Annotated in this window: 24 protein-coding genes; 17 read left to right on the top strand and 7 right to left on the bottom strand. The window is 64.7% G+C overall.

The features are described from left to right. Positions 1-352 precede the first annotated feature (352 nt). The 9 genes from coxB (at position 353) to AXW67_RS25510 (ending at position 7,433) form a co-directional block, all read left to right on the top strand. The gene (gene coxB / locus AXW67_RS25550) at positions 353-1,192 is read left to right on the top strand and encodes a cytochrome c oxidase subunit II (protein ID WP_063680096.1); all 840 of its coding nucleotides are present in this window, start codon (positions 353-355) and stop codon (positions 1,190-1,192) included. Between the two features lie 82 nt (positions 1,193-1,274). After that, positions 1,275-2,888 carry a cytochrome c oxidase subunit I gene (gene ctaD / locus AXW67_RS25545; RefSeq protein ID WP_027549690.1) on the top strand — a complete coding sequence of 538 codons (1,614 nt, stop codon included), beginning with the start codon at positions 1,275-1,277 and terminating at the stop codon, positions 2,886-2,888. 61 nt (positions 2,889-2,949) lie between these two features. Further along, complete coding sequence (locus AXW67_RS25540) at positions 2,950-3,894, top strand: heme o synthase (RefSeq protein ID WP_027549689.1); 945 nt, start codon at positions 2,950-2,952, stop codon at positions 3,892-3,894. A gap of 7 nt (positions 3,895-3,901) precedes the next feature. After that, complete coding sequence (locus tag AXW67_RS25535) at positions 3,902-4,066, top strand: hypothetical protein (protein WP_027549688.1); 165 nt, start codon at positions 3,902-3,904, stop codon at positions 4,064-4,066. Positions 4,067-4,071: 5 nt separating this feature from the next. Then, on the top strand, positions 4,072-4,710 hold the full coding sequence (locus tag AXW67_RS25530) for a cytochrome c oxidase assembly protein (protein ID WP_027549687.1): 639 nt from the start codon (positions 4,072-4,074) through the stop codon (positions 4,708-4,710). Positions 4,711-4,788: 78 nt separating this feature from the next. Beyond that, positions 4,789-5,685 (top strand): cytochrome c oxidase subunit 3, encoded by an 897-nt coding sequence (locus AXW67_RS25525; RefSeq protein ID WP_027549686.1) that lies wholly within the window; start codon positions 4,789-4,791, stop codon positions 5,683-5,685. Positions 5,686-5,785: 100 nt separating this feature from the next. Further along, entirely contained in the window at positions 5,786-6,187 is a 402-nt protein-coding gene (locus AXW67_RS25520) for a DUF983 domain-containing protein (RefSeq protein WP_063680095.1), read from the top strand. Then, positions 6,184-6,936 carry an SURF1 family protein gene (locus AXW67_RS25515; protein ID WP_063680094.1) on the top strand — a complete coding sequence of 251 codons (753 nt, stop codon included), beginning with the start codon at positions 6,184-6,186 and terminating at the stop codon, positions 6,934-6,936. The genes AXW67_RS25520 and AXW67_RS25515 overlap by 4 nt, the downstream gene beginning before the upstream one ends. A 131-nt stretch (positions 6,937-7,067) precedes the next feature. Further along, on the top strand, positions 7,068-7,433 hold the full coding sequence (locus AXW67_RS25510; RefSeq protein ID WP_063680093.1) for a nuclear transport factor 2 family protein: 366 nt from the start codon (positions 7,068-7,070) through the stop codon (positions 7,431-7,433). A gap of 124 nt (positions 7,434-7,557) precedes the next feature. Here the strand turns inward: AXW67_RS25510 and AXW67_RS25505 are convergent, their stop codons facing one another. Continuing rightward, on the bottom strand, positions 7,558-8,901 hold the full coding sequence (locus AXW67_RS25505; RefSeq protein WP_063680092.1) for an ATP-binding protein: 1,344 nt from the start codon (positions 8,899-8,901) through the stop codon (positions 7,558-7,560). A gap of 85 nt (positions 8,902-8,986) precedes the next feature. Between AXW67_RS25505 and AXW67_RS25500 the strand changes: the two genes are divergently transcribed. The 5 genes from AXW67_RS25500 to AXW67_RS25480 all read left to right on the top strand — a co-directional run bounded on the left by AXW67_RS25500 (position 8,987) and on the right by AXW67_RS25480 (position 14,318). Next, positions 8,987-9,631 (top strand): response regulator transcription factor, encoded by a 645-nt coding sequence (locus AXW67_RS25500; RefSeq protein ID WP_063680091.1) that lies wholly within the window; start codon positions 8,987-8,989, stop codon positions 9,629-9,631. Between the two features lie 556 nt (positions 9,632-10,187). After that, positions 10,188-11,606: a threonine synthase gene (gene thrC / locus AXW67_RS25495; RefSeq protein WP_063680090.1), complete on the top strand. Its 1,419-nt coding sequence runs from the start codon at positions 10,188-10,190 to the stop codon at positions 11,604-11,606. Next, entirely contained in the window at positions 11,603-12,892 is a 1,290-nt protein-coding gene (locus tag AXW67_RS25490) for a M16 family metallopeptidase (protein WP_027549679.1), read from the top strand. Before thrC ends, AXW67_RS25490 begins: the two co-directional genes overlap by 4 nt. A gap of 40 nt (positions 12,893-12,932) precedes the next feature. Then, positions 12,933-13,520 (top strand): GNAT family N-acetyltransferase, encoded by a 588-nt coding sequence (locus tag AXW67_RS25485; RefSeq protein ID WP_063680089.1) that lies wholly within the window; start codon positions 12,933-12,935, stop codon positions 13,518-13,520. Between the two features lie 144 nt (positions 13,521-13,664). Beyond that, complete coding sequence (locus tag AXW67_RS25480; protein WP_063680088.1) at positions 13,665-14,318, top strand: hypothetical protein; 654 nt, start codon at positions 13,665-13,667, stop codon at positions 14,316-14,318. Positions 14,319-14,526: 208 nt separating this feature from the next. On the opposite strand, the gene AXW67_RS25475 is transcribed toward AXW67_RS25480, so the two are convergent. The 5 genes from AXW67_RS25475 to AXW67_RS25455 form a co-directional block, all read right to left on the bottom strand. Continuing rightward, complete coding sequence (locus AXW67_RS25475) at positions 14,527-15,012, bottom strand: F0F1 ATP synthase subunit B family protein (RefSeq protein WP_063680087.1); 486 nt, start codon at positions 15,010-15,012, stop codon at positions 14,527-14,529. Positions 15,013-15,017: 5 nt separating this feature from the next. Beyond that, the gene (locus AXW67_RS25470; protein ID WP_063680086.1) at positions 15,018-15,584 is read right to left on the bottom strand and encodes a F0F1 ATP synthase subunit B; all 567 of its coding nucleotides are present in this window, start codon (positions 15,582-15,584) and stop codon (positions 15,018-15,020) included. A 66-nt stretch (positions 15,585-15,650) separates the two neighbouring features. Then, complete coding sequence (locus tag AXW67_RS25465; RefSeq protein WP_007599451.1) at positions 15,651-15,881, bottom strand: F0F1 ATP synthase subunit C; 231 nt, start codon at positions 15,879-15,881, stop codon at positions 15,651-15,653. Positions 15,882-15,935: 54 nt separating this feature from the next. After that, positions 15,936-16,685 (bottom strand): F0F1 ATP synthase subunit A, encoded by a 750-nt coding sequence (locus AXW67_RS25460; RefSeq protein ID WP_027549674.1) that lies wholly within the window; start codon positions 16,683-16,685, stop codon positions 15,936-15,938. 104 nt (positions 16,686-16,789) lie between these two features. After that, positions 16,790-17,164 (bottom strand): AtpZ/AtpI family protein, encoded by a 375-nt coding sequence (locus tag AXW67_RS25455; protein ID WP_063680085.1) that lies wholly within the window; start codon positions 17,162-17,164, stop codon positions 16,790-16,792. Between the two features lie 371 nt (positions 17,165-17,535). Here AXW67_RS25455 and AXW67_RS25450 point away from each other — a divergent pair, with 371 nt between their 5' ends. Next, entirely contained in the window at positions 17,536-18,069 is a 534-nt protein-coding gene (locus AXW67_RS25450) for a hypothetical protein (protein WP_063680084.1), read from the top strand. A 170-nt stretch (positions 18,070-18,239) separates the two neighbouring features. Beyond that, positions 18,240-18,704 carry a secondary thiamine-phosphate synthase enzyme YjbQ gene (locus tag AXW67_RS25445; protein ID WP_063680083.1) on the top strand — a complete coding sequence of 155 codons (465 nt, stop codon included), beginning with the start codon at positions 18,240-18,242 and terminating at the stop codon, positions 18,702-18,704. Positions 18,705-18,772: 68 nt separating this feature from the next. On the opposite strand, the gene AXW67_RS25440 is transcribed toward AXW67_RS25445, so the two are convergent. Continuing rightward, positions 18,773-20,398 carry an MFS transporter gene (locus AXW67_RS25440; RefSeq protein WP_201723715.1) on the bottom strand — a complete coding sequence of 542 codons (1,626 nt, stop codon included), beginning with the start codon at positions 20,396-20,398 and terminating at the stop codon, positions 18,773-18,775. Positions 20,399-20,727: 329 nt separating this feature from the next. On the opposite strand from AXW67_RS25440, the gene AXW67_RS25435 reads away from it, so the two are divergent. Further along, on the top strand, positions 20,728-21,399 hold the full coding sequence (locus AXW67_RS25435; protein ID WP_063680081.1) for a response regulator: 672 nt from the start codon (positions 20,728-20,730) through the stop codon (positions 21,397-21,399). Positions 21,400-21,433 lie beyond the last annotated feature (34 nt).

The raw sequence follows: 21,433 nt of genomic DNA, 5'->3' as shown, positions 1-21,433 counted from the left end.
CCGCGCCAGCCGTCTCGCCCCGATCCGAATCAGGTTCCGGCGCGGCAGTTGACCAGTGCCTACCGCGGGCAATCCCGCTGTCAAGCCGCGGCATCCCGGGAAACGGTATTTTTGTCTGAACTTACTAGGAAATATCTTGCGGGTGACGACTGACAGACAGGGCTCAAGACTGCATTGCGATAGATCAAGAATTATGGTTTGAGAGGCTTGATTTCGGCGTTCTAGCGATCTGGCCCCAATTCCTCTTAGAGGTATTCTTGCGCGGCGGTTTGTCAGACGGACGAATCGAATAAGCGTTTCCCATCAAGAGGGGGGCGCACTTGGGGTGATTTCGTAAGGGGAGCGCGACGGCATGAGGATGTCGATGGGCCGGGTGGGCCGGCACTTGCTGGGAGTGGCCGTAGCTGGCCTGACGCTGGCGACGGGCGGTGCGGCATTTGCCGAGCTGGGCCAGCCGCAGCCGTGGGAATGGACTCTGCAGGCCTCCGGCTCGCCAGTGATGGACAACATCGTCTGGTTCCACAATTTCCTGTTCGTCCTGATCGCCGCCATCACGCTGTTCGTCCTGGCGCTGCTGGTGATCGTGGTCATCAAGTTCAACGCGAGGGCCAATCCGGTGCCGTCGCGGACCACCCACAACACGCTGATCGAGGTGGTCTGGACGCTGGTGCCGGTGCTGATCCTGGTCGGCATCGCGGTGCCGTCGTTCCGCCTGCTGTTCCTCCAGTTGGACGTGCCGAAGGCGGACCTCACCATCAAGGCCACCGGCAAGCAGTGGTACTGGTCCTACGCCTATCCGGACAACGGCAAGTTCGAGTTCGACTCGCTGATGGCGCAGGACAAGCAGCCGCGGCTGCTCGGCGTCGACAACGAGATGGTGGTGCCCGTCAACAAGGTGATTCGCGTCCAGACCACCGGCGCCGACGTCATCCACGCCTTCGCGGTGCCGTCCTTTGGCGTCAAGATCGACGCCATCCCCGGCCGGCTGAACGAGACCTGGTTCAAGGCCACCAAGACCGGCATGTACTACGGCCAGTGCTCGGAGCTGTGCGGCAAGGATCACGCCTTCATGCCGATCGCGGTTCGCGTGGTCTCCGACCAGGAGTTCGCCTCCTGGGTTGAATCGGCCAAGAAGAAATTTGCGAGCGGCGGCGCCAGCACTTTCGCCTCCGCCGCCGGCCCGACGCAGTAAGCGAAGGGCTAAGGCGACTGAACGCGACTTGAAGGGCGGGACCGCAACAAGGTCCGAATGGGACGCAAGGCAGGATTTGAAAATGGCAACGAGCGCAGCGGCACACGGCGATCACGCGCATGACGAGCACGCCCATCCGACCGGATGGCGGCGCTACGTCTATTCGACCAACCACAAGGACATCGGCACGATGTACCTGATCTTCGCGGTCATCGCCGGCATCATCGGTGCCGCGATGTCGATCGCGATCCGTGCCGAGCTGATGTATCCGGGCGTGCAGATCTTCCACGAGACGCACACCTACAACGTCTTCGTGACCAGCCACGGCCTGATCATGATCTTCTTCATGGTCATGCCGGCGATGATCGGCGGCTTCGGCAACTGGTTCGTGCCGCTGATGATCGGCGCGCCGGACATGGCGTTCCCGCGCATGAACAACATCTCGTTCTGGCTGCTGCCGGCCTCCTTCGCGCTGCTGCTGTGCTCCACCTTCGTCGAGGGTGAGCCGGGCGCCAACGGCGTCGGCGCCGGCTGGACCATGTATGCGCCGCTGTCGACCTCGGGCCATCCGGGTCCGGCCGTCGACTTCGCGATCCTGTCGCTGCACCTTGCCGGTGCCTCGTCGATCCTTGGCGCCATCAACTTCATCACCACGATCTTCAACATGCGCGCGCCGGGCATGACCCTGCACAAGATGCCCCTGTTCGTGTGGTCGATCCTGGTGACCGTGTTCCTGCTGCTGTTGTCGCTGCCGGTGCTCGCCGGTGCGATCACCATGCTGCTCACCGATCGCAACTTCGGCACCACCTTCTTCGCGCCCGATGGCGGCGGTGATCCCGTGCTGTTCCAGCACCTGTTCTGGTTCTTCGGTCACCCCGAGGTCTACATCCTGATCCTGCCCGGCTTCGGCATGATCAGCCAGATCGTGTCGACCTTCTCGCGCAAGCCCGTGTTCGGCTATCTCGGCATGGCCTACGCCATGGTCGCGATCGGCGGCATCGGCTTCGTGGTGTGGGCGCACCACATGTACACGGTCGGCATGTCTTCGGCGACGCAGGCCTATTTCGTCGCCGCCACGATGGTGATCGCGGTTCCGACCGGCGTGAAGATCTTCTCCTGGATCGCCACGATGTGGGGCGGCTCGATCGAATTCCGCGCCCCGATGATCTGGGCGATCGGCTTCATCTTCCTGTTCACGGTCGGCGGCGTCACCGGCGTCGTGCTGGCGAATGCCGGCGTCGACCGCGTGCTGCAGGAGACCTACTACGTCGTCGCGCACTTCCACTACGTGCTGTCGCTCGGCGCCGTGTTCGCGATCTTCGCCGGCTGGTACTACTGGTTCCCGAAGATGTCGGGTTACATGTACAACGAGGCACTCGCGAAGTTGCACTTCTGGGTCACCTTCATCGGCGTCAATCTGGTGTTCTTCCCGCAGCACTTCCTCGGCCTGTCGGGCATGCCGCGCCGCTATGTCGACTATCCCGATGCCTTCGCAGGCTGGAACTACATCTCGTCGCTCGGCTCCTACATCTCCGGCTTCGGCGTCCTGATCTTTCTCTACTGCGTGTTCGACGCCTTCATGAAGAAGGTTCCGGCGGGCAACAATCCCTGGGGTGCGGGCGCGACCACGCTGGAGTGGACGCTGTCCTCGCCGCCGCCCTTCCACCAGTTCGAAGTGCTGCCGCGCGTGCAGTAAGCAAACGCCCGCGGCGCCTGTCATGGGCGCCGCGGCTCTATAGCGAAGCGAGTAGAATTAAGTGTCCGTCCTCGATCATAACGCCATCGACATCGGTCCCCGGATCTCCGAGGCGGAGGTTGGTGATTATATCGCGCTGCTCAAGCCGCGGGTGATGTCGCTCGTGATCTTCACGGCGCTGGTCGGGATGGCGATGGCGCCGGGGCATTTCCACCCCGTGCTGGCGATCACCTCGCTGCTCTGCATCGCCGTCGGCGCCGGCGCGTCCGGCGCGCTCAACATGGCGCTCGAGGGCGATGTCGACGCCAAGATGTCGCGCACGGCGAACCGGCCGATCCCGCGCGGCCGCATCACCCGGCCCGAGGCGATGACGTTCGGCATGACGCTCGCCTTCTTCTCGGTGATGACGCTCGGCATCCTCGTCAACTGGATTGCGGGCGCGCTGCTCGCCTTCACGATCTTCTTCTACGTCGTGATCTATACGATGCTCCTGAAGCGCTGGACCGCGCAGAACATCGTGATCGGCGGCGCCGCCGGCGCGTTGCCGCCGGTGGTGGCCTGGGCCGCCGTGACCGGCACGGTGGACGTCGAGCCTCTGCTGCTGTTCGCCATCATCTTCTTCTGGACCCCGCCGCATTTCTGGGCGCTGGCGCTATTCCGGTCCGATGACTATGCCCGCGCCGGCATTCCGATGCTGCCCAACGTCGCCGGTCCCGATGCGACGCGGCTCCAGATCCTGCTCTACACGATCGTTCTGATCGCGGTGGCCGCAGCGCCCTGGGCGCTCGGCTATTTCGACGCCATTTACGGCGTCACCTCGCTGATCCTCGGTGCCGGCATGCTGGTGCTCGCGATCAACGTCTATATGCGTCGCGAGCGCAGCCAGTCGCTGCGCGCGACCCGCAAGCTGTTTGCTTTTTCCATCCTTTATCTGTTCGCGCTGTTTGCGACCCTGCTCGCCGAGGTCGTGTTCCGAGCGCTTGCTCCGATGGCAGGGGGCGCATGATAACGGAATGGCCGACAAGCAAGATCCAGATGGAATCGTCCTCACCGAGGCACAGAAAAGGAGCCGTCGTCAGCGCTCGATCGCGATCGCGCTCGCGCTCGGCGTGCTCGTGGTGCTGTTCTTCGCCGTCACCATGGTCAAGGGACCGGCAGTGCTAGTTCGGCCGTTGTAGGAAAGATGGATCAGCAACCGACCATATCGCGGGATGAGAGCCGGACGGCGGGAAAGCGCCGTGGCCTTGGTCGCGATGCGCTGGTCGCCTCGATCTGCGGCGGCGTGGTCGCGCTGATGGTCGGCGCATCCTACGCCGCGGTGCCGTTCTATAACTGGTTCTGCCGCGCCACCGGCTTCAACGGCACGACGCAGGTCGCGACCTCGGCGCCAGCCACCGGACCGATCGCGCGCAAGATCTCGGTGCGCTTCGACTCCAACGTCGCGCCCGGCCTGCCCTGGAAGTTCGAGCCGGAGCAGAGCGAGGTCGAGGTCAATATCGGCCAGGTCACGACCGTCTACTATACGGTGACCAACCAGGCCGCGCGTACCACCGCAGGCCAGGCCGCCTACAACGTCGCGCCGCTGACGGTCGGATCCTATTTCCAGAAGATCAACTGCTTCTGCTTCACCGAGCAGACCATGGCGCCCGGCGAGAAGCGCGAGATGCCGGTGGTGTTCTACGTCGACCCGTCGATCGTCGACGACCCCGAAAATGACGGGCTGAACACGATCACGCTGTCCTATACGTTCTATCCGGTGCGCGAGCCGGTGGTGAAGCCGCTCGCCTCGGGCGACGGTGACAAACGCAAGGGAAATCTCTGATTGCCGGGCGCACGTACCGGGGGTTGGATCTAAGGGGATAAGTGCCGGACAGGCACGGGATTGAGGAGACAGACGGCAATGGCCACAGCGCAAGGCAAGCATCACGACTATCACCTCGTCGATCCCTCGCCGTGGCCGGCGGTCGGCTCGATCTCGGCCTTCGTCATGGCGTTCGGTGCGATCGCCTGGATGCACCACATGTTCGCTGCCGCGCCGATCATCTTCGGTGTCGGCACCGTCGGCGTGCTCTACACCATGGCGAGCTGGTGGGCCGACGTGATCAAGGAAGCCCAGTACAAGGGCGACCATACCCGCGTCGTGCAGCTCCATCACCGCTACGGCATGATCCTGTTCATCGCCTCCGAGGTGATGTTCTTCGTCGCCTGGTTCTGGGCCTATTTCAACGCCGCGCTGTTCCCGGCCGATGCCGTCCACGCCACCCGCGATGCGGTGTTCGGTTGCGGCCTCGGCACCCAGGCCGGCGCCTGCTCCGTGCCGGGCACCTGGCCGCCCCACGGCATCGAGACCTTCGATCCCTGGCACCTGCCGCTGCTCAACACGCTGATCCTGCTGACCTCCGGCACCACGGTGACCTGGGCGCACCACGCGCTGCTCGAGAATGACCGTCAGGGCCTGAAGTACGGCCTGATCCTCACCATCCTGCTCGGTGCGACCTTCACCTGCGTGCAGGCCTACGAGTACAGCCACGCGGCGTTCTCGTTCGCCGGCAACGTCTACGGCGCGACCTTCTTCATGGCGACCGGCTTCCACGGCTTCCACGTGCTGGTCGGCACCGTGTTCCTGATCGTCTGCCTGGCGCGCGCCTATGCCGGCCACTTCACGCCGAAGCAGCACCTCGGCTTCGAGTTCGCCGCCTGGTACTGGCACTTTGTCGACGTGGTCTGGCTGTTCCTGTTCCTCTGCATCTATGTCTGGGGACGCGGCGCTGAGACCATGGCCCACGGCGCCCACTGACGCCGCGACGGATCGATCTTGGAAAGGGCGGCCGGGAAGGCCGCCCTTTCGCTTTCCGGCTGCCGGAGTTTCGGCAGAAACTGTGATAGGCTCCTTCATCATGAACGATACGGCCGGCCCCCCCGAGTCCCAGACCAGCGTCCTGCAAAGCGCGCTGCGCGGGCTCGCCTGCAAATGCCCACGCTGCGGCGAGGGCAAGCTCTATGCGGGCTTCCTGACGCTCGCCCCGCGGTGCGACCATTGTGGCCTCGACTACGCCTTCATCGATTCCGGCGACGGCCCCGCGATCTTCATCATCATGCTGGCCGGCGCGATCGTGGTCGGCTGCGCGCTCGTCGTCGAGGTCAAGTATCAACCGCCATTCTGGCTTCACGCCGTGCTTTGGCTGCCGCTGATCCTCGCGACCACGCTGTTGCCGCTGCGCGCGATGAAGTCACTTTTGATCGCCCTGCAGTTCCACCACAAGGCGGCGCCCGGCCGGTTGATCGACCGCGCGAAATGAACGGGACTGCGCGCAAGCCTCGCGTGGCCGGCTTCGCGCTGTTCACGCTGATGATGATGGCATTCTTCGTCGCGCTGGGCGTCTGGCAGTTGCAGCGCCGCGCCGCCAAGCATGAGTTGATCGACGCGCTCACCGAACGGCTCGCGGCCGCGCCGATCGCGCTGCCGCCGCCGGCGCAATGGGCTGCGCTCAATGCCGCAAGCGACGAATTCCGCCGCGTCAGCTTCACCGCGACCTACGCGCCGCTTCCGGATGCGATGGTCTATTCGTCCGGCTCCGCCGTGCGCAAGGATGCCTCCGGCCCCGGTACCTGGGCCTTACTGCCGGCGCGCCTGCCGACCGGCGAGATGGTCGTGATCGATGCAGGTTTCGTCGAGAACACGATGCAGGATCGCGCCATCGAGGACCGCGCGGTGAAGAAGCTCGTCACCGGCGAGCCCGTCGCGCTCACCGGTTATTTGCGGTTCCCCGAGCCGCCCGGCCTACTGACGCCGGCGGAAAATCGCGACAAGCGGCTGTGGTTCGTGCGCGATCATCTGGCGATCGCAAGCTCACTCGGCTGGGGCGCGGTCGCGCCGTTCTACGTCGACCTGGAGCAGCCGGTGCCCCAGAACGGCGTTCCGCGGCCGGGCCCGCTCGACGTGCATCTGAAGGATGATCACCTGCAATACGCCATCACCTGGTTCGCGCTCGCGCTGGCCGTGCTGATCGCCTTCGGCGTCTGGGTGCGAGGACGGCGGCAAGGTTAGGGGCAAGACCAGGTGCGCCGCGGGGATTCTTCGAAGGAACCCCGTATTTTCCGGGGTTTATTATTAAGCCGATATTCACGAGGCTAGCCCTAAGCCGCCCGGAAATTTTCCTCGGCAGAGAGGATTGCGACGTGAGCGATTTTGATCAGATGGGAATCGTCGTCGACTGGGTGGATGCCTGCCGGAAGGGCGACCTTGCGACGCTGCTCGACCTCTATGCCGATGACGCCGAGCTCGAATGCACATGCAACGACACGCGTCGCTATCGCGGCCGCGGCGAGCTCGAAGCCTATTGGGGGGCGCAGCTGAACGCCTTCTCGTCGGCGGGTTTCGGCCTGGAGGAGATCAGCCCACGGCCGTACGGAGTCGATCTCGAATATTCGGTGGCGCGCTCCCTGTGCGTCCGCGTCTCGTTTCACTTCAGTCCGGACGGCAAGATCCACAGCATGCTCTGCAAGCCCGCATGGCAGGCCGCGCGCGACGGCTGTGCATGCTAAAGCGCGATGAGATTGGGATGAATCGTCATCGCGCTTCAGTTTATTGTTGGAGCATGATCTCCGCGCAAACGCGTTCCGCGTTTGTCGCGAGGGAAAACCGCTGCACACTTTTCCGGATCATGCTCTAGCCGGATGCTGGCGCGTCCCGTGCCGGTTCGACCGGCAGGCGGCAACGCACATAAGTGCGCTCGTCCGCGCGCAGCACGGACAGCGATCCGCTGAGCGCGCGCACCCGCTCGTGCATGCCGGTCAGGCCGCGCCCGAACACGTTCTCGGCCGGAAAGCCGCAGCCGTCGTCGGAAATCTCGATGGCGAGCGCGCCGCCATCGACGGTCGCCTGCACATGGGCGCTGCTCGCCCTGGCGTGGCGCAGAACGTTGGTGAGCGCCTCCTGGATCACGCGATAGACGGTCTGCGCCGGCGGCCCCTCGATTTGATCGAGCACCGGATCGAGGGTTGCCGTCAGCTCGATGTTTGGCGCCTGCTTGCGGAAATTCTGGAGCAGCGTCTGCACGCTGGTTCTAAGCCCGAGATCCGAAATGTAGAGCGGCCGCAGCCGGTCGAGGATACGGCGGTTGGCCTGCTGCAGCGCCTCGACCGACAGCAGCACCTGTTGCGTCGGATTTCCGGGATTTCCCGCATCGTTCGGCGCGGCCTCGAGCAATGCGATCGCACCGGCGCGGATGCCGAACAGAAGCGGCCCGAGCTCGTCGTGCAGCTCGCGCGCGAGATCGCGCCGTTCGTCGTCCTGGAGCGACACCAGGCGGTGCAGCAGCTGGCGATTGTCCCGGCTCAATCGTTCGAGCGTGCGCGCCAGCGCATTGGCTTCCTCGCAGCTTTGCCTGATTTCCGGCGGCCCGCCGACAGGAATCGGTTTTGCGTAGTCGCCGCGCCGCATCCGCGTCAGGCCCCGGCCGAGGTTTTCAAGAGGACGTAGCGCTGATCCAGCGAATCCGTATGCGATGATTGCCGTCATCCCGGTGAGCGCGACGATGAAGCAGGTGAGTGCCAGGAAGCCGACCCATTTTTCGAACAGGTCTGCCGACAGGTCGGGCTGGAATAGGATGTCGCCGACATGCTTGCCGTCAATCAGGACAGGCGACGCGGCACTCACGTCTGGAATGGCGAGCAGGTCGGCGAACCATTGCGGGATGCTATGCGTGTCGCGCAACGCATCCTTCGGGGAGGGCGATTGACCCGATTCCACAGAGCGGAATTGGATATCGGAAGGCGCGCCGAGAGAATGCACAAATGCATCCAGCGTCTGCCGCGGGTTGTCGGAGGCGCGCAGCGCCTCGTTCAGAGCCGCAGCGACGATAACAGCCGAGCGCCGTCCCGGTTCGTTCTCGTCGGCCAACTGGCCGGTCGCAAACTCGTGCAGCAGTGCGCCGCCCATGATCAGCGCTATGATGAACATCACGCCGAGCGGGAGGAATAATTGGGTCCTGAAGGAGAGCCGCTGCCACATTAGGTCAATTCTAACGCGTATTGGCGGAATTCTCTCTTTCCATTTGTTCCCGTCGGTCTATGACTTCGTCAAACGAGAGTGCGCGATGCAAGATAGTGCCAAAGCCGCTACCCGGGTGCTGATCGTCGACGACCATCCGGTGGTTCTGTCCGGTTGCCGGACCCTGTTCGCCTCCGACCAGTCGATCCGCATCGACGAGGCGAGCGACGCCAAATCCGGTCACCGCGCCTTTATCAGCAAGCGTCCGGACGTGACGGTCATCGACATCAGCCTGCCGGACGTGTCGGGCTTCGAGCTGATGCGGCGGATTCGCAAGGACGACCCGGACGCCAAGATCATCATGTTCAGCATGAACGACGACCCGGCCTTCGTGGTGCGGGCGGTCGAGCTGGGTGCGCAGGGCTACGTCTCCAAGGGCGACGATCCCAGGATCCTGCTGAAGGCGGTGCGCAAGGTGGTCGCGGGCGACAACTTCATCTCGCCGCAGCTCGCTGAGGCCGTGACGTTCTCGGGCGCGGCGATCAAGGCCAATCCGGCGTCGCAGATGACACCGCGCGAACTCGAAATTCTCCGCCTGCTTGGCCGCGGCGACAAGATCGTCGAGGTCGCCGAGGCGCTCGGCATCTCCTACAAGACGGTCGCCAACACCACGTCCCTGCTCAAGCAGAAGCTCGGCGCCAAGAGCCATTCCGACCTGATCCGGATCGCCGTCGAAATCGGTATGAGCTGATTGTCCCGGCAGGGACCGGACCGGGCTGCTCGGGGCTGCAGCCGGTCCGGCCGGCGGGGATCGGTGCCGTCTCTGGGTTGGGCAATGCGTGGACAAGGCGGACACCGTCCGCCGACACAATCGGCGGACGCCGCCGTTGTTCCTGGCATTGCCCGACGATCGGGAAAAAATGGCAAGAAAAGGGAGTGCCGCGCTCGCTTGCGTTGAGCGCGGCTAAATCTGCATCGGGAAGAATCGGAACATTTGCAGAGGTACGTCGTTTTTGCCCTTGACGATTTGATGACACGCGGGGAAAGCTCGCGCGAGCAATTCAACGGGTAGGCGTCCCAAACGAGGCAAACGGGTCTGCAAGAAACAACGACAGACCTTCCAAGAGAGGGCTGCGGCATCGCCGCAGCCCTTTTTCGTGGGGCGCTAAGCGGAGCGGGAAGCGGTTTCCCGAGGCCGCAAAACACTTTATGGTGCCGGTGAGCTTGTGGCGAAAGAACTAGGAACATCATGAAATCAAAGGCTTAAGGTGCAAGCTTGGGCTTGGGCCGGCCTTTGGAGGGCGGTTTTGACTCGTTATATCTCGACCAGGGGCGAGGCCCCCGAACTCGGCTTCTGCGACGTGATGCTGACCGGGCTTGCCCGCGACGGCGGCCTCTACGTTCCGGTGACCTGGCCGCAACTCTCGGCTGCGACGATCGCGAGCTTCTTCGGCCGCCCCTATTGGGAGGTCGCGGTCGACGTCATCCGCCCCTTCACCGGCGGTGAGATTTCGGACGCCGAGCTCGGCCGCATGGCGAATGAGGCCTATGCCACCTTCCGCCATCCGGCGGTGGTGCCGTTGCGGCAGATGTCGCCGCACCAGTTCGTGCTGGAGCTGTTCCACGGTCCAACGCTCGCCTTCAAGGACGTCGCGATGCAGCTGATCTCGCGGCTGATGGATCATGTGCTCGCCAAGCGCGGCCAGCGCACCACCATCGTGGTCGCGACCTCCGGCGACACCGGCGGCGCGGCGGTCGAGGCGTTCGCGGGCCTTGAGAATGTCGATCTCATCGTGCTGTTCCCGCACGGGCGCATCTCCGAGGTGCAGCAGCGGATGATGACGACGACGGGGGCGGCCAACGTCCACGCGCTCGCCATCGAAGGCACGTTCGACGACTGCCAGGCGCTCGTGAAGGGGATGTTCAACAATCACCGCTTCCGCGATGCGACCGCACTGTCCGGCGTCAACTCCATCAATTGGGCGCGCATCGTCGCCCAGGTGGTCTACTACTTCAGCTCCGCGGTTGCGGTCGGCGCGCCGGCGCGTGCGGTGGATTTCGTGGTGCCGACCGGCAATTTTGGCGACATCTTTGCCGGCTACGTTGCCAAGCGCATGGGCCTGCCGGTGCGGACCCTGCACATCGCCGCCAACGTCAACGACATCCTGGCGCGCACGCTCAAGACCGGGATCTACGAGGTGCGTGAGGTGCACGCCACGGCCTCGCCATCGATGGACATCCAGATCTCCTCGAATTTCGAGCGGCTGCTGTTCGAGGCGAGCCGGCGTGATGCGCCTGTCGTGCGCCGGCTGATGGACTCGCTGAAGCAGTCCGGGCGCTTCGTGCTGCCCGACGCCATGCTCGCGGCGATCCGCGAGGAGTTCGACGCCGGCCGTGCCGACGAGACCGAGACCGCAGCGGCGATCCGCGCCGCCTGGCGGGAAGCTGGCGAGCTCGTCGACCCCCACACCGCGGTGGCGCTGGCGGTGGCCGACCGCGACACCACCGATACGACGGTGCCCGGCATCGTGCTCTCCACCGCGCATCCGGCCAAATTCCCCGATGCGGTGGAGGCGGCCTGCGGCCAGCGGCCGCAACTGCCAGCATGGCTGGATGGTCTGATGACCAAATCCGAACACATGAAGGTGATGAAGAACGACCAGAGCGAGGTGGAGCGGTTCGTGCTGTCGGTCAGCCGCGCCGCAAAACAGGGAGTAGCCGGATGAGCGTCGAGATTTCCAAGCTTGCATCCGGCCTCACCATCGTCACCGACAACATGCCTCACGTCGAGACCGCCGCGCTCGGCGTCTGGGCCGGCGTCGGCGGCCGCGACGAGAGGCCGAACGAGCATGGCATCTCGCATCTGCTCGAGCACATGGCATTCAAGGGCACGACGCGGCGCTCCTCGCGTGAGATCGTCGAGGAGATCGAGGCGGTCGGCGGCGACCTCAATGCCGGCACCTCGACCGAGACGACATCCTATTACGCGCGGGTGATGAAGGCCGACGTGCCGCTCGCTCTCGACGTGCTCGCCGACATCCTCGCCAATCCCGCCTTCGAGCCGGAAGAGCTCGAGCGCGAGAAGAACGTCATCGTGCAGGAGATCGGCGCCGCGCAGGACACGCCCGACGACGTCGTGTTCGAACATCTCAACGAGCTCTGCTATCCCGACCAGCCGATGGGCCGCTCGCTGCTCGGCACGGCGAAGACGCTGCGCGGCTTCAACCGCGACATGCTCCGCGGCTATCTCTCGACGCATTATCGCGGCCCCGACATGGTGGTGGCGGCCGCCGGCGCCGTCGATCACAGGCAGGTCGTCGCCGAGGTCGAGAACCGGTTTGCGAGCTTCGAGGCGGCGCCGGGCCCGAAGCCGCAGGCTGCGACCTTCGGCCAGGGCGGCGCCAAGGTGGTGCATCGCGAGCTCGAGCAGGCGCATCTGACGCTGGCGCTGGAAGGCGTGCCGCAGATCGAGCCGTCGCTGTTCTCGCTCCAGGTCTTCACCAACATCCTCGGCGGCGGAATGTCGTCGCGGCTGTTCCAGGAGGTGCGTGAGAAGCGCGGCCTCTGCTACTCGATCTACACCTTCCACGCGCCCTATAGCGATACCGGCTTCTTCGGACTCTACACCGGCACCGATCCCGCCGACGCGCCCGAGATGATGGAGGTCGTCGTCGACATCATGAACGAATCGGTGGAGACGCTGACCGAAGCCGAAGTTGCGCGCGCCAAGGCGCAGATGAAGGCCGGCCTCCTGATGGCGCTGGAGAGCTGCAGCTCCCGGGCCGAGCAGCTCGCCCGGCACGTGCTCGCCTATGGGCGGCCGCAGACGGTGCAGGAGCTGGTGGCCCGGATCGACGCCGTCAGTGTCGAATCGACCCGCGACGCGGCGCGTGCGCTGCTTTCGCGCAGCCGACCTGCGGTGGTTGCATTGGGCAGCGGCAGGGGTCTGGACACGGCGGTGTCTTTTGCGGAAGGATTGACCCGGGCGCGCGCCAAGGCGCGGCTCCACTAGGAGCTGCGCAAGGGCCGACGCCCCCCCCGGAAGCATCACCATGGCTCTTTTTCGCCTGCCATCCAGTGGACCCGCCGCCCTCGCGCCACGCGGCAACGGGCTGTTGCTGCGCGCCCCGCAGATGTCGGACTTCCTGCAATGGGCACATCTGCGCGAGACCAGCCGCGACTATCTCACGCCCTGGGAGCCGATCTGGCCGTCGGACGATCTCACCCGGTCCGGCTTCCGCCGCCGCCTGCGCCGCTATGCCGAGGATATTGCCGCGGATCGCTCCTACCCCTTCCTGATCTTCCGCGAACTCGACAGCGCCATGGTCGGCGGCATCACGCTCGCCAATGTCCGGCGCGGCATCGTGCAGGCCGGCACCATCGGTTACTGGGTCGGCCAGCCCCATGCCCATCGTGGTTACATGACGGCGGCGCTGCGGGTGCTGCTCCCGACGCTGTTCGGCGAGCTCAACCTGCACCGGGTCGAAGCCGCCTGCATCCCCACCAACGTGCCGTCGATCCGGGTGCTGGAGAAATGCGGCTTCTCCCGGGAGGGGTTGGCGCGGCGCTATCTCTGCATCAACGGGGTCTGGCAGGACCATCTGCTGTTCGGCCTGCTGCACGAGGATTTCCGCGGCTGAACCTGATCCGTCCATGCAGCCAAAGTCTGGGCTTGGGCCGTCCATCCTGCCTTGTTTCCTGCCTTGGGTTCGCCGATTTTGACGATATAACGCGCGGGTCAGCCGGCCATTCGCCGGAACCTTTTTCATGGAGTACAGGCGTTCATGGTGAAGCAGCTTCGATCATCGCGAAATGCGTTGCGCCGGGGTCCGGTGATCGCGCTGGCGCTGTCGGTTGCGCTCGCTTCCGTCTCGCCGGTGGCGGCGCAGTCGCTTTCCGACCGCTTCAAGAGCCTGTTCGGGGGCAAGTCCGACGAGCCGGCCCAGACCAATCCGGCGCCTGCGCCGGGCCAGCCGCCGGCCGACGACGTCGATTGTCCCCAGGTCACGGTGCGCGCCGGCGCGTCCACCTACGCCGCCGCAGCCCCCGGCAAGCAGGCGATCGGCAATGACGTGCGCTTCCAGGCCACGGTCACCAAGATGGCGCGCGAATGCGTCCGCAACGGCGGCGAGATCACCGCGCGCATCGGCGTCCAGGGCCGCGTCATCGCGGGCCCTGCCGGCGCGCCGAGCTCGATCGAGGTCCCCTTGCGCGTCGCCGTGGTGCAGGGCGGCGTCGGCGAGAAGGTGATCGCCTCGAAGGCCTACCGGATCACGGTGTCGCTGCCGGAAGGCGGCAGCGTGCCCTTTACCTTCGTCGCCGAGGACCTGGTCTATCCGGTGCCCTCGGTCGCGGTCGCCGATGCCTATGTCTTTTACGTCGGATTCGACCCGCAGGCGCTGGCGCCCGAGCCGAAGGCGCGCGGGAAGAAGAAGTAGGTCTCTCATGCTCCGACGCGGTGCAACGCGTAGCGGTGCTCCGCAGAGCCGGGGCCTATCCATCGCGAGCCGATGGGTCCGGCTCTGCGTCGCGTCATTTCATGCCGCGCCGCATCCGGGACACGAGAGCAGTTCAGGCTATCACGCATCGCCAACAAAAAAGCCGGCGCTTTCGCGCCGGCTTTTTGATTGGTGAGGGCGGAAGCCGTTAGTTCAGCTTCTGCCGGACCTCGGTGATGCTCTTGGCGAGCAGGTCGTCGGCGACCTGGCCCTTGACCGACTGCGACAGGATGGTCGAAGCGGCCTGGACGGCGGCTTCCGCGGCCGCGGCGCGGACATCGGCCAGCGCCTGGGCCTCGGCGAGCGCGATCTTGCTCTCCGCGGTCTTGGTTCTGCGGGCGACGAAGTCTTCCATCTTCGCCTTGGCGTCGGACGCGATGCGCTCGGCTTCGGCCTTGGCGTTGGCGATGATGTCGGCTGCCTCGCGCTCGGCCGTGGCGCTGCGCGCCTTGTAGTCGGCAAGCACCTTGGCGGCCTCTTCCTTGAGACGCTGGGCGTCGTCGAGCTCGGCCTTGATGCGGTCGGCGCGATGATCGAGCGTCGTCAGCACGGTCTTGAAGATCCCGAGATAGCCGAAAATCACCATCAGGACCACGAAGGCGACGGCGACCCAAAACTCAGGTTCGAGGAACATATCGACTAACCTTTCAGGGACGCATCGACTGCGGCATTGACCGAGGCCGCGTCGGGCACGACGCCCGTGAGCCGCTGCACGATCGTGCCGGCCGCATCGGCCGCGATGCCGCGGACGTTGCTCATGGCGGTCGCGCGGGTCGAGGCGATGGTCTTCTCCGCCCCGGCGAGCTTGGCCGCCAACTGCTCTTCCAGCGCCTTGCGCTCGGCTTCCGCCTGCGCGTTGAGCTTCTCGCGGGTCTCGTTGCCGATCGCCTGTGCCCGCGCGCGCGCCGAAGCGAGCTCGCTCTCATAGGCCTTCAGCGCCGCGTCGGACTGGTCCTTCAGCTTCTGCGCTTCGGCGAGGTCGCCCTCGATCTTGTTCTGACGCGCCTCGATCGCACCGCCGACACGCGGCAGAGCGAGCTTGGACACGATCACATAAAGCACGACGAAGAAGATCGCGAGCGACACCAGCTGCGAAGCATAGGTGCTGCTCTCGAACGGCGGAAAGCCGCCACCGTGGTGACCACCGTCAGCCTCGGTGTGAGCGCCCGCCGCCGGACCTTTTGCGCCGCCATGACTCTCAGCCATGGAGATCTCCTGTTGCTGTCACGCGCGCCGTCCCAAAAGCATGGAACGGCGCGAAAAACGTCGTCCTCAGAGCGGAACGAACAGCAAGAGCAGCGCGATCAGCAGCGAGAAGATGCCGAGCGCTTCGGTCACGGCGAAGCCGAAGATCAGGTTGCCGAACTGGCCCTGAGCGGCCGACGGGTTGCGAACGGCCGCGGCGAGGTAGTTGCCGAAGATCACGCCCACGCCGACGCCCGCACCGCCCATGCCGATGCACGCGATGCCCGCGCCGATAAGTTTTGCTGCTGCCGGATCCATTTTAGACTCCTTGGAAGAAAGATTGGGTTGTGGGTGGAAACTCCCCCGGACCGCTCAGTGTCCGGGATGAAGGGCGTCGTTGAGGTAGATGCAGGTCAGGATCGCGAACACGTAGGCCTGGAGGAACGCGACCAGGAGCTCCAGCGCGGTCAGTGCGACCGTGAGGGCCAGCGGCATCACGCCGCCGATCCAGCCGACGGCGCCGAGCGAGACGCCGAGCATGGCGACGAAGCCTGCGAACACCTTCAGCGCGATGTGGCCGGCCAGCATGTTGGCGAACAGACGAACGCTGTGCGAGACCGGCCGCAGGAAGAACGACAGGATCTCGATGAACATGACCAGCGGCAGGATGTAGCCGGGGACGCCGTGCGGAACGAAAATCTTGAAGAATTTCAGGCCGTTCTTGTAGACGCCGTAGATCAGGACGGTGAAGAAGACCAGCAGCGCGAGCGCCGCGGTGACGATCAGATGGCTCGAGACCGTGAAGGTGTAGGGGATGATGCCTACGAGGTTCGAGACGCAGATGAACATGAACAGCGAGAAGATCAGCGGGAAGAACTTCATGCCTTCCGCGCCGGCGTTGCTGCGGATCATGGTGGCGACGAATTCGTAGGAAATCTCGGCGATCGACTGCAGGCGGCCGGGAACGAGCTGCGTGCCGCTGGCGAGCATCAGGATCGAGATCACCGCTACCGCCACCAGCATGTAGAGCGACGAATTGGTGAAGGCGATCGTGTGATTGCCGATATGGCCGATCGTGAAGAGAGGCTCGATGTTGAACTGATGGATCGGGTCGATTGTCATCCGCGCGGCATCTCTCGGTCTGCCGGGCTAGCCGGCTGGTCTCGGTCTGCCGGCCGGGCCGGCCCGCACCGGCGAGGCCGGCGCGATCAATTCCTCAGGCCGGGCTACGAACCACCGCGTCTGTTTTGACCCGCGCCCGCCGACCTCACCACATTCACCACGCCGGCCACGAAGCCCAGCAGCGTGAACACGATAAATCCGAAAGGCGACGTCGACAGCAAGCGGTCGAACCCCCAGCCAATCCCCGCTCCGACAATGACACCGGCGATCAACTCGGAGGATAACCGGAAACCAAGCGCCATCGCCGAGGCTCTGGCCGCTCCGTCTCCACCGTCACCTGCGGGTTGCTCGGTCTTGATCTTGCGGTCGCGAATTTCGGACAACCGCTGATTAAGATTTCCGAGCCGTTCGGAAAGCGCAGCTTCCTCGGGCGATCTATCGCCATTTCCATTCTCGCCGTGTCCCGTGCCCTGTGTCATGCAACGAAGACCCGAAACGCCGCGGCTGAATGGAAATTACGCCCAACACCCTCAAAAGCCGCGCGGACCATACTGATGGCACATAATCAAGTCAAGCCAAGTCACGATTGCGTCTTGTTCTTCTATGATGTTGATTTGACTAGCGATATTGCCGTGCGCTTCAGCGCTGCACACAGCGTGACGCCGCACCGCAGCAGCTCTCCGCGCGATCCGCCGATACGGCCGCGCTTCAGCCGCCATNNNNCCAGGATCAAACCGGCCGCCGCGATCGTTGATGTCGCAGGCGGGTTTTCCACGGGAAGCCGTGCGGCGTCGTCCGGGCGGGTGTAGGATTGCAGCTATCCACAGGCGCGTCGTGGCGGAGCAGCGCAATGAAACCAGCAGCGACGTCATTGTTGAGGTCATGGTCCTTGAAATGGTCTTTGGCGGCGGCCGTCACACTGCTCGCGATCGGCGGCGGCGGGGTGGTGGCGCAATCCGCGCCCGACACTGAAAACGGCCGCTACACAATGACGCCAATTCCCGAGGGCGTGCTTCGGCTCGACACCCGCACCGGCACGGTCTCGACATGCACCAAGAATGATGCCGGCTGGGCCTGCTATGCGGTGCCTGACGAACGTTCCGCGCTCGACGCCGAAATCGGCCGCCTGCAGGCCGAGGTCGAGAAGTTGAAGGCTGACCTCGCGGCCGGGCCGACCGTGTCGGGCAAGGTCGAGGAGGCTCTGCCGAAATCCGATCAGTTGAAGAAGGGGCCGCCGAAGGCCGCCGAAGGCGACCGCAGGATCGAGATCCCGCTGCCCAGCGACCAGGACGTGGATCGCGTGATGTCGTTCCTCGAGCGGACATGGCGGCGGCTGATCGAGATGGCCAACCGGGTGCAGAAGGACGTGTCGGGGAAGATTTGACGCGGAGCATTCGCGAACGGATGGCCCGCAAACGCGTTCTTCGTAGGGTGGGCAAAGGCGTCCTTGCGCCGTGCCCACCACCTTTTTCACGATTGCGGCAGAAGAGGTGGGCACGGCGCTGACGCGCCTTTGCCCACCCTACAAGAGCGTTCGAGACAACGAGACCCTTTATGACATCGACTACGCGATCAGCGCCATCAACGGCGCAGGCCATCACCATCACCTCGTCGCTGCTCACGGTGCAGACGCAAGGTCGCGGCTTCACCGATCTCACCAGTGAAGCTGCGAAGTTCATCGCGGAGGCCGGCGCCGGGACCGGCGCGTTGACGCTGTTCATCCGTCACACCTCGGCCTCGCTGACGATCCAGGAAAACGCCGACCCTTCCGTGCTGGTCGATCTCACCACCGCGCTGGCGCGGCTCGCGCCGGAGGATGCGCCCTGGACGCATGATGCCGAAGGGCCCGACGACATGCCCGGGCACGTCAAGACGATGCTGACGCAGACCTCGCTCAACGTGCCGGTCCTGAACGGCAGGCTCGCACTTGGCACGTGGCAGGCGATCTATCTCATCGAGCACCGCAGGCGCCCGCACCAGCGCGAGGTCGTGCTGCAGTTCATCGGCGGCAATCGGTAGCCGCCCAAAACAAAACCGGCCGCGGGATCCGCGGCCGGCTTGTATTTGGCAGGGATCGGCTTGTCCGATCAGGTCGTCTTGATATCGACGTCCTTCGTCTCGGGCAGGAACAGGAAGCCGACCACCGCGGTAATCACCGCGAACACGATCGGGTACCACAGGCCGGCATAGATGTCGCCGGTTGAGGCCACGATCGCGAACGCGGTCGCGGGCAGGAGACCGCCGAACCAGCCGTTACCGATGTGATAGGGCAGCGACATCGAGGTGTAGCGGATGCGGGTCGGGAACAGCTCGACAAGCATCGCCGCGATCGGCCCGTACACCATGGTGACGAAGATCACCAGGATGAAGAGCAAGCCGATGATCGCAGCCACCTGCGGACGGAAGATGTCGAACGGGTTCGACATCTTCACGATGCCGGCGTCGCCCGCCTTGGGATAGCCGGCCGCCTGCACCGCGGCGAGGACCGCCGGGTTGCCGTCCTTGGCGTTCGCGTAGGGCACTTCCTTGCCGTTGACGACGACCTTGACCCCCGAGCCTGCCGGGCCGGCGGCCGTCGTGTACCTGACCGACGATTGCGACAGGAAGGCGCGCACGATGTCGCAAGGCGCACTGAAGATGCGGGTGCCGACCGGGTTGAACAGATCGCCGCAGGTCAGGGGATCGGCCACCACCTCGACCTTCGTTGATTCGATCGCCTTCTCCAGCGCCGGGTTGGCGTTGGTGGTGATCATCTTGAAGATCGGGAAGAAGGTCAGCGCCGCGATCAGGCAGCCGCCGAGGATGATCGGCTTGCGGCCGATCCTGTCGGAGAGTGCGCCGAACACGACGAAGAAGCCGGTGCCGAACAGCAGCGACCAGGCGATCAACAGGTTCGCGGTGTAGCCGTCGACCTTGAGGATCGATTGCAGGAAGAACAGCGCGTAGAACTGGCCGGTGTACCAGACCACGCCCTGGCCCATCGTGCCACCGAGCAAAGCGAGCAGGACGAGCTTGCCGTTCTGCCAGTTCGCGAAGGCTTCCGTCAGCGGCGCCTTCGAGCTCTTCCCCTCGTCCTTCATCTTCTGGAAGATCGGCGATTCATTGAGCCGCAGCCGGATCCAGACCGAGATGCCGAGCAGCAGCACCGAGACCAGGAACGGGATGCGCCAGCCCCACTTCGCGAAGTCGGCTTCGCCCGTCGCGGTGCGGGTGAACAGGATCACCAGCAGCGACAGGAACAGGCCGAGCGTGGCAGTGGTCTGGATGAAGGAGGTGTAGTAGCCGCGCCTGCCGTTCGGGGCATGCTCGGCAACGTAGGTCGCCGCACCGCCATATTCGCCGCCGAGTGCCAGACCCTGGGCGAGGCGCAGCGCGATCAGGATGATCGGGGCCGCGATGCCGATGGTTGCCGCGTTCGGCAGCAGGCCGACGATGAAGGTCGACATACCCATGATGAGGATGGTGACGAGGAAGGTGTATTTGCGGCCGACGATGTCGCCGACGCGCCCGAACACGATCGCGCCGAACGGACGCACCAGGAAGCCGGCCGCGAAGGCGAGCAGCGCGAAGATGTCGCGGGTGGCGGGCGGATAATCCGAGAAGAACTGCGCGCCGATGATGCCGGCCAGCGAGCCGTAGAGGTAGAAATCGTACCACTCGAAGACGGTACCGAGCGAAGAGGCGAGAATGACGAACCGTTCGTCCTTCGTCATCCCCCCCGCGCCCGCTTGAGACACAGCAACTGTCGACATGTTGGGTCGCTCCCCGAAATGCGTTTCCTCGCGTCCCGGGTTGTCCGGACGAGCCGGATCAACCTGGGTCTTGCGGTTAAGGTAACATCGGCGTGAAACTCGCCCCAATACGACTTTCGGCCTTGCGCACTGACATTGGCCTGACGCCACGGGTACCCGGGGCCACGCTTTGCGGATTAACCCCTTTGCAGCAAAGGGATAATGTGTACTTGCATGCCACAGCCGGCCGGGAAAGAATTGACCGAGGCGCGGGTCCAGCTAACCGGCCCGTCGAACCACAGAAGAGATCGATGAACGCTCCCTCCACCCATCTCGTCATCGCCGATGATCATCCCCTGTTCCGCGACGCGCTACGGCAGGCCGTGGCGGGCGTCCTGACCTCGGCCAAGATCGACGAGGCGGGATCGTTCGAGGATCTGACGAAACTCCTGGAGCAGACCCCCGACGTCGACCTGATCCTGCTCGACCTCTCGATGCCCGGGATCTCGGGCTTTTCCGGCCTGATCTATCTGCGAGCGCAATATCCTGCGATCCCGGTGGTGATCGTCTCGGCCTCGGACGACAGCGCCACCATCCGCCGCTCGCTCGATTTCGGCGCCTCCGGCTTCATCCCCAAGCGCTTCGGCGTCGAGACGCTGCGCGACGCCATCCTCAAGATCATGGACGGCGACGTCTGGGTTCCCGCCGACACCGACCTGTCGGCCGTGGCCGATCCCGACATGACCCGCCTGCGCGACCGCCTGGTGACGCTGACCCCGCAGCAGGTGCGGGTCCTGATGATGCTGTCGGAAGGGCTGCTCAACAAGCAGATCGCCTACGAGCTCGGTGTCTCCGAGGCGACCATCAAGGCGCATGTCTCTGCGATCCTGCAAAAGCTCGGCGTCGAGAGCCGCACCCAGGCCGTGATCGCCGCCGCCAAGATCGCCGGCGGCCAGTGGAAACAGGGCTCGCCGACGGGGTAAGAGCCGTTCGCTGCTATTAGACCCGTCATCCCCG

It is taken from the genome of Bradyrhizobium neotropicale (assembly GCF_001641695.1).
In the GTDB taxonomy this organism is placed as follows: domain Bacteria; phylum Pseudomonadota; class Alphaproteobacteria; order Rhizobiales; family Xanthobacteraceae; genus Bradyrhizobium; species Bradyrhizobium neotropicale.
Note: the sequence above shows the minus strand (reverse complement) of the source record. Positions and strands in the feature narration are given on the sequence as shown.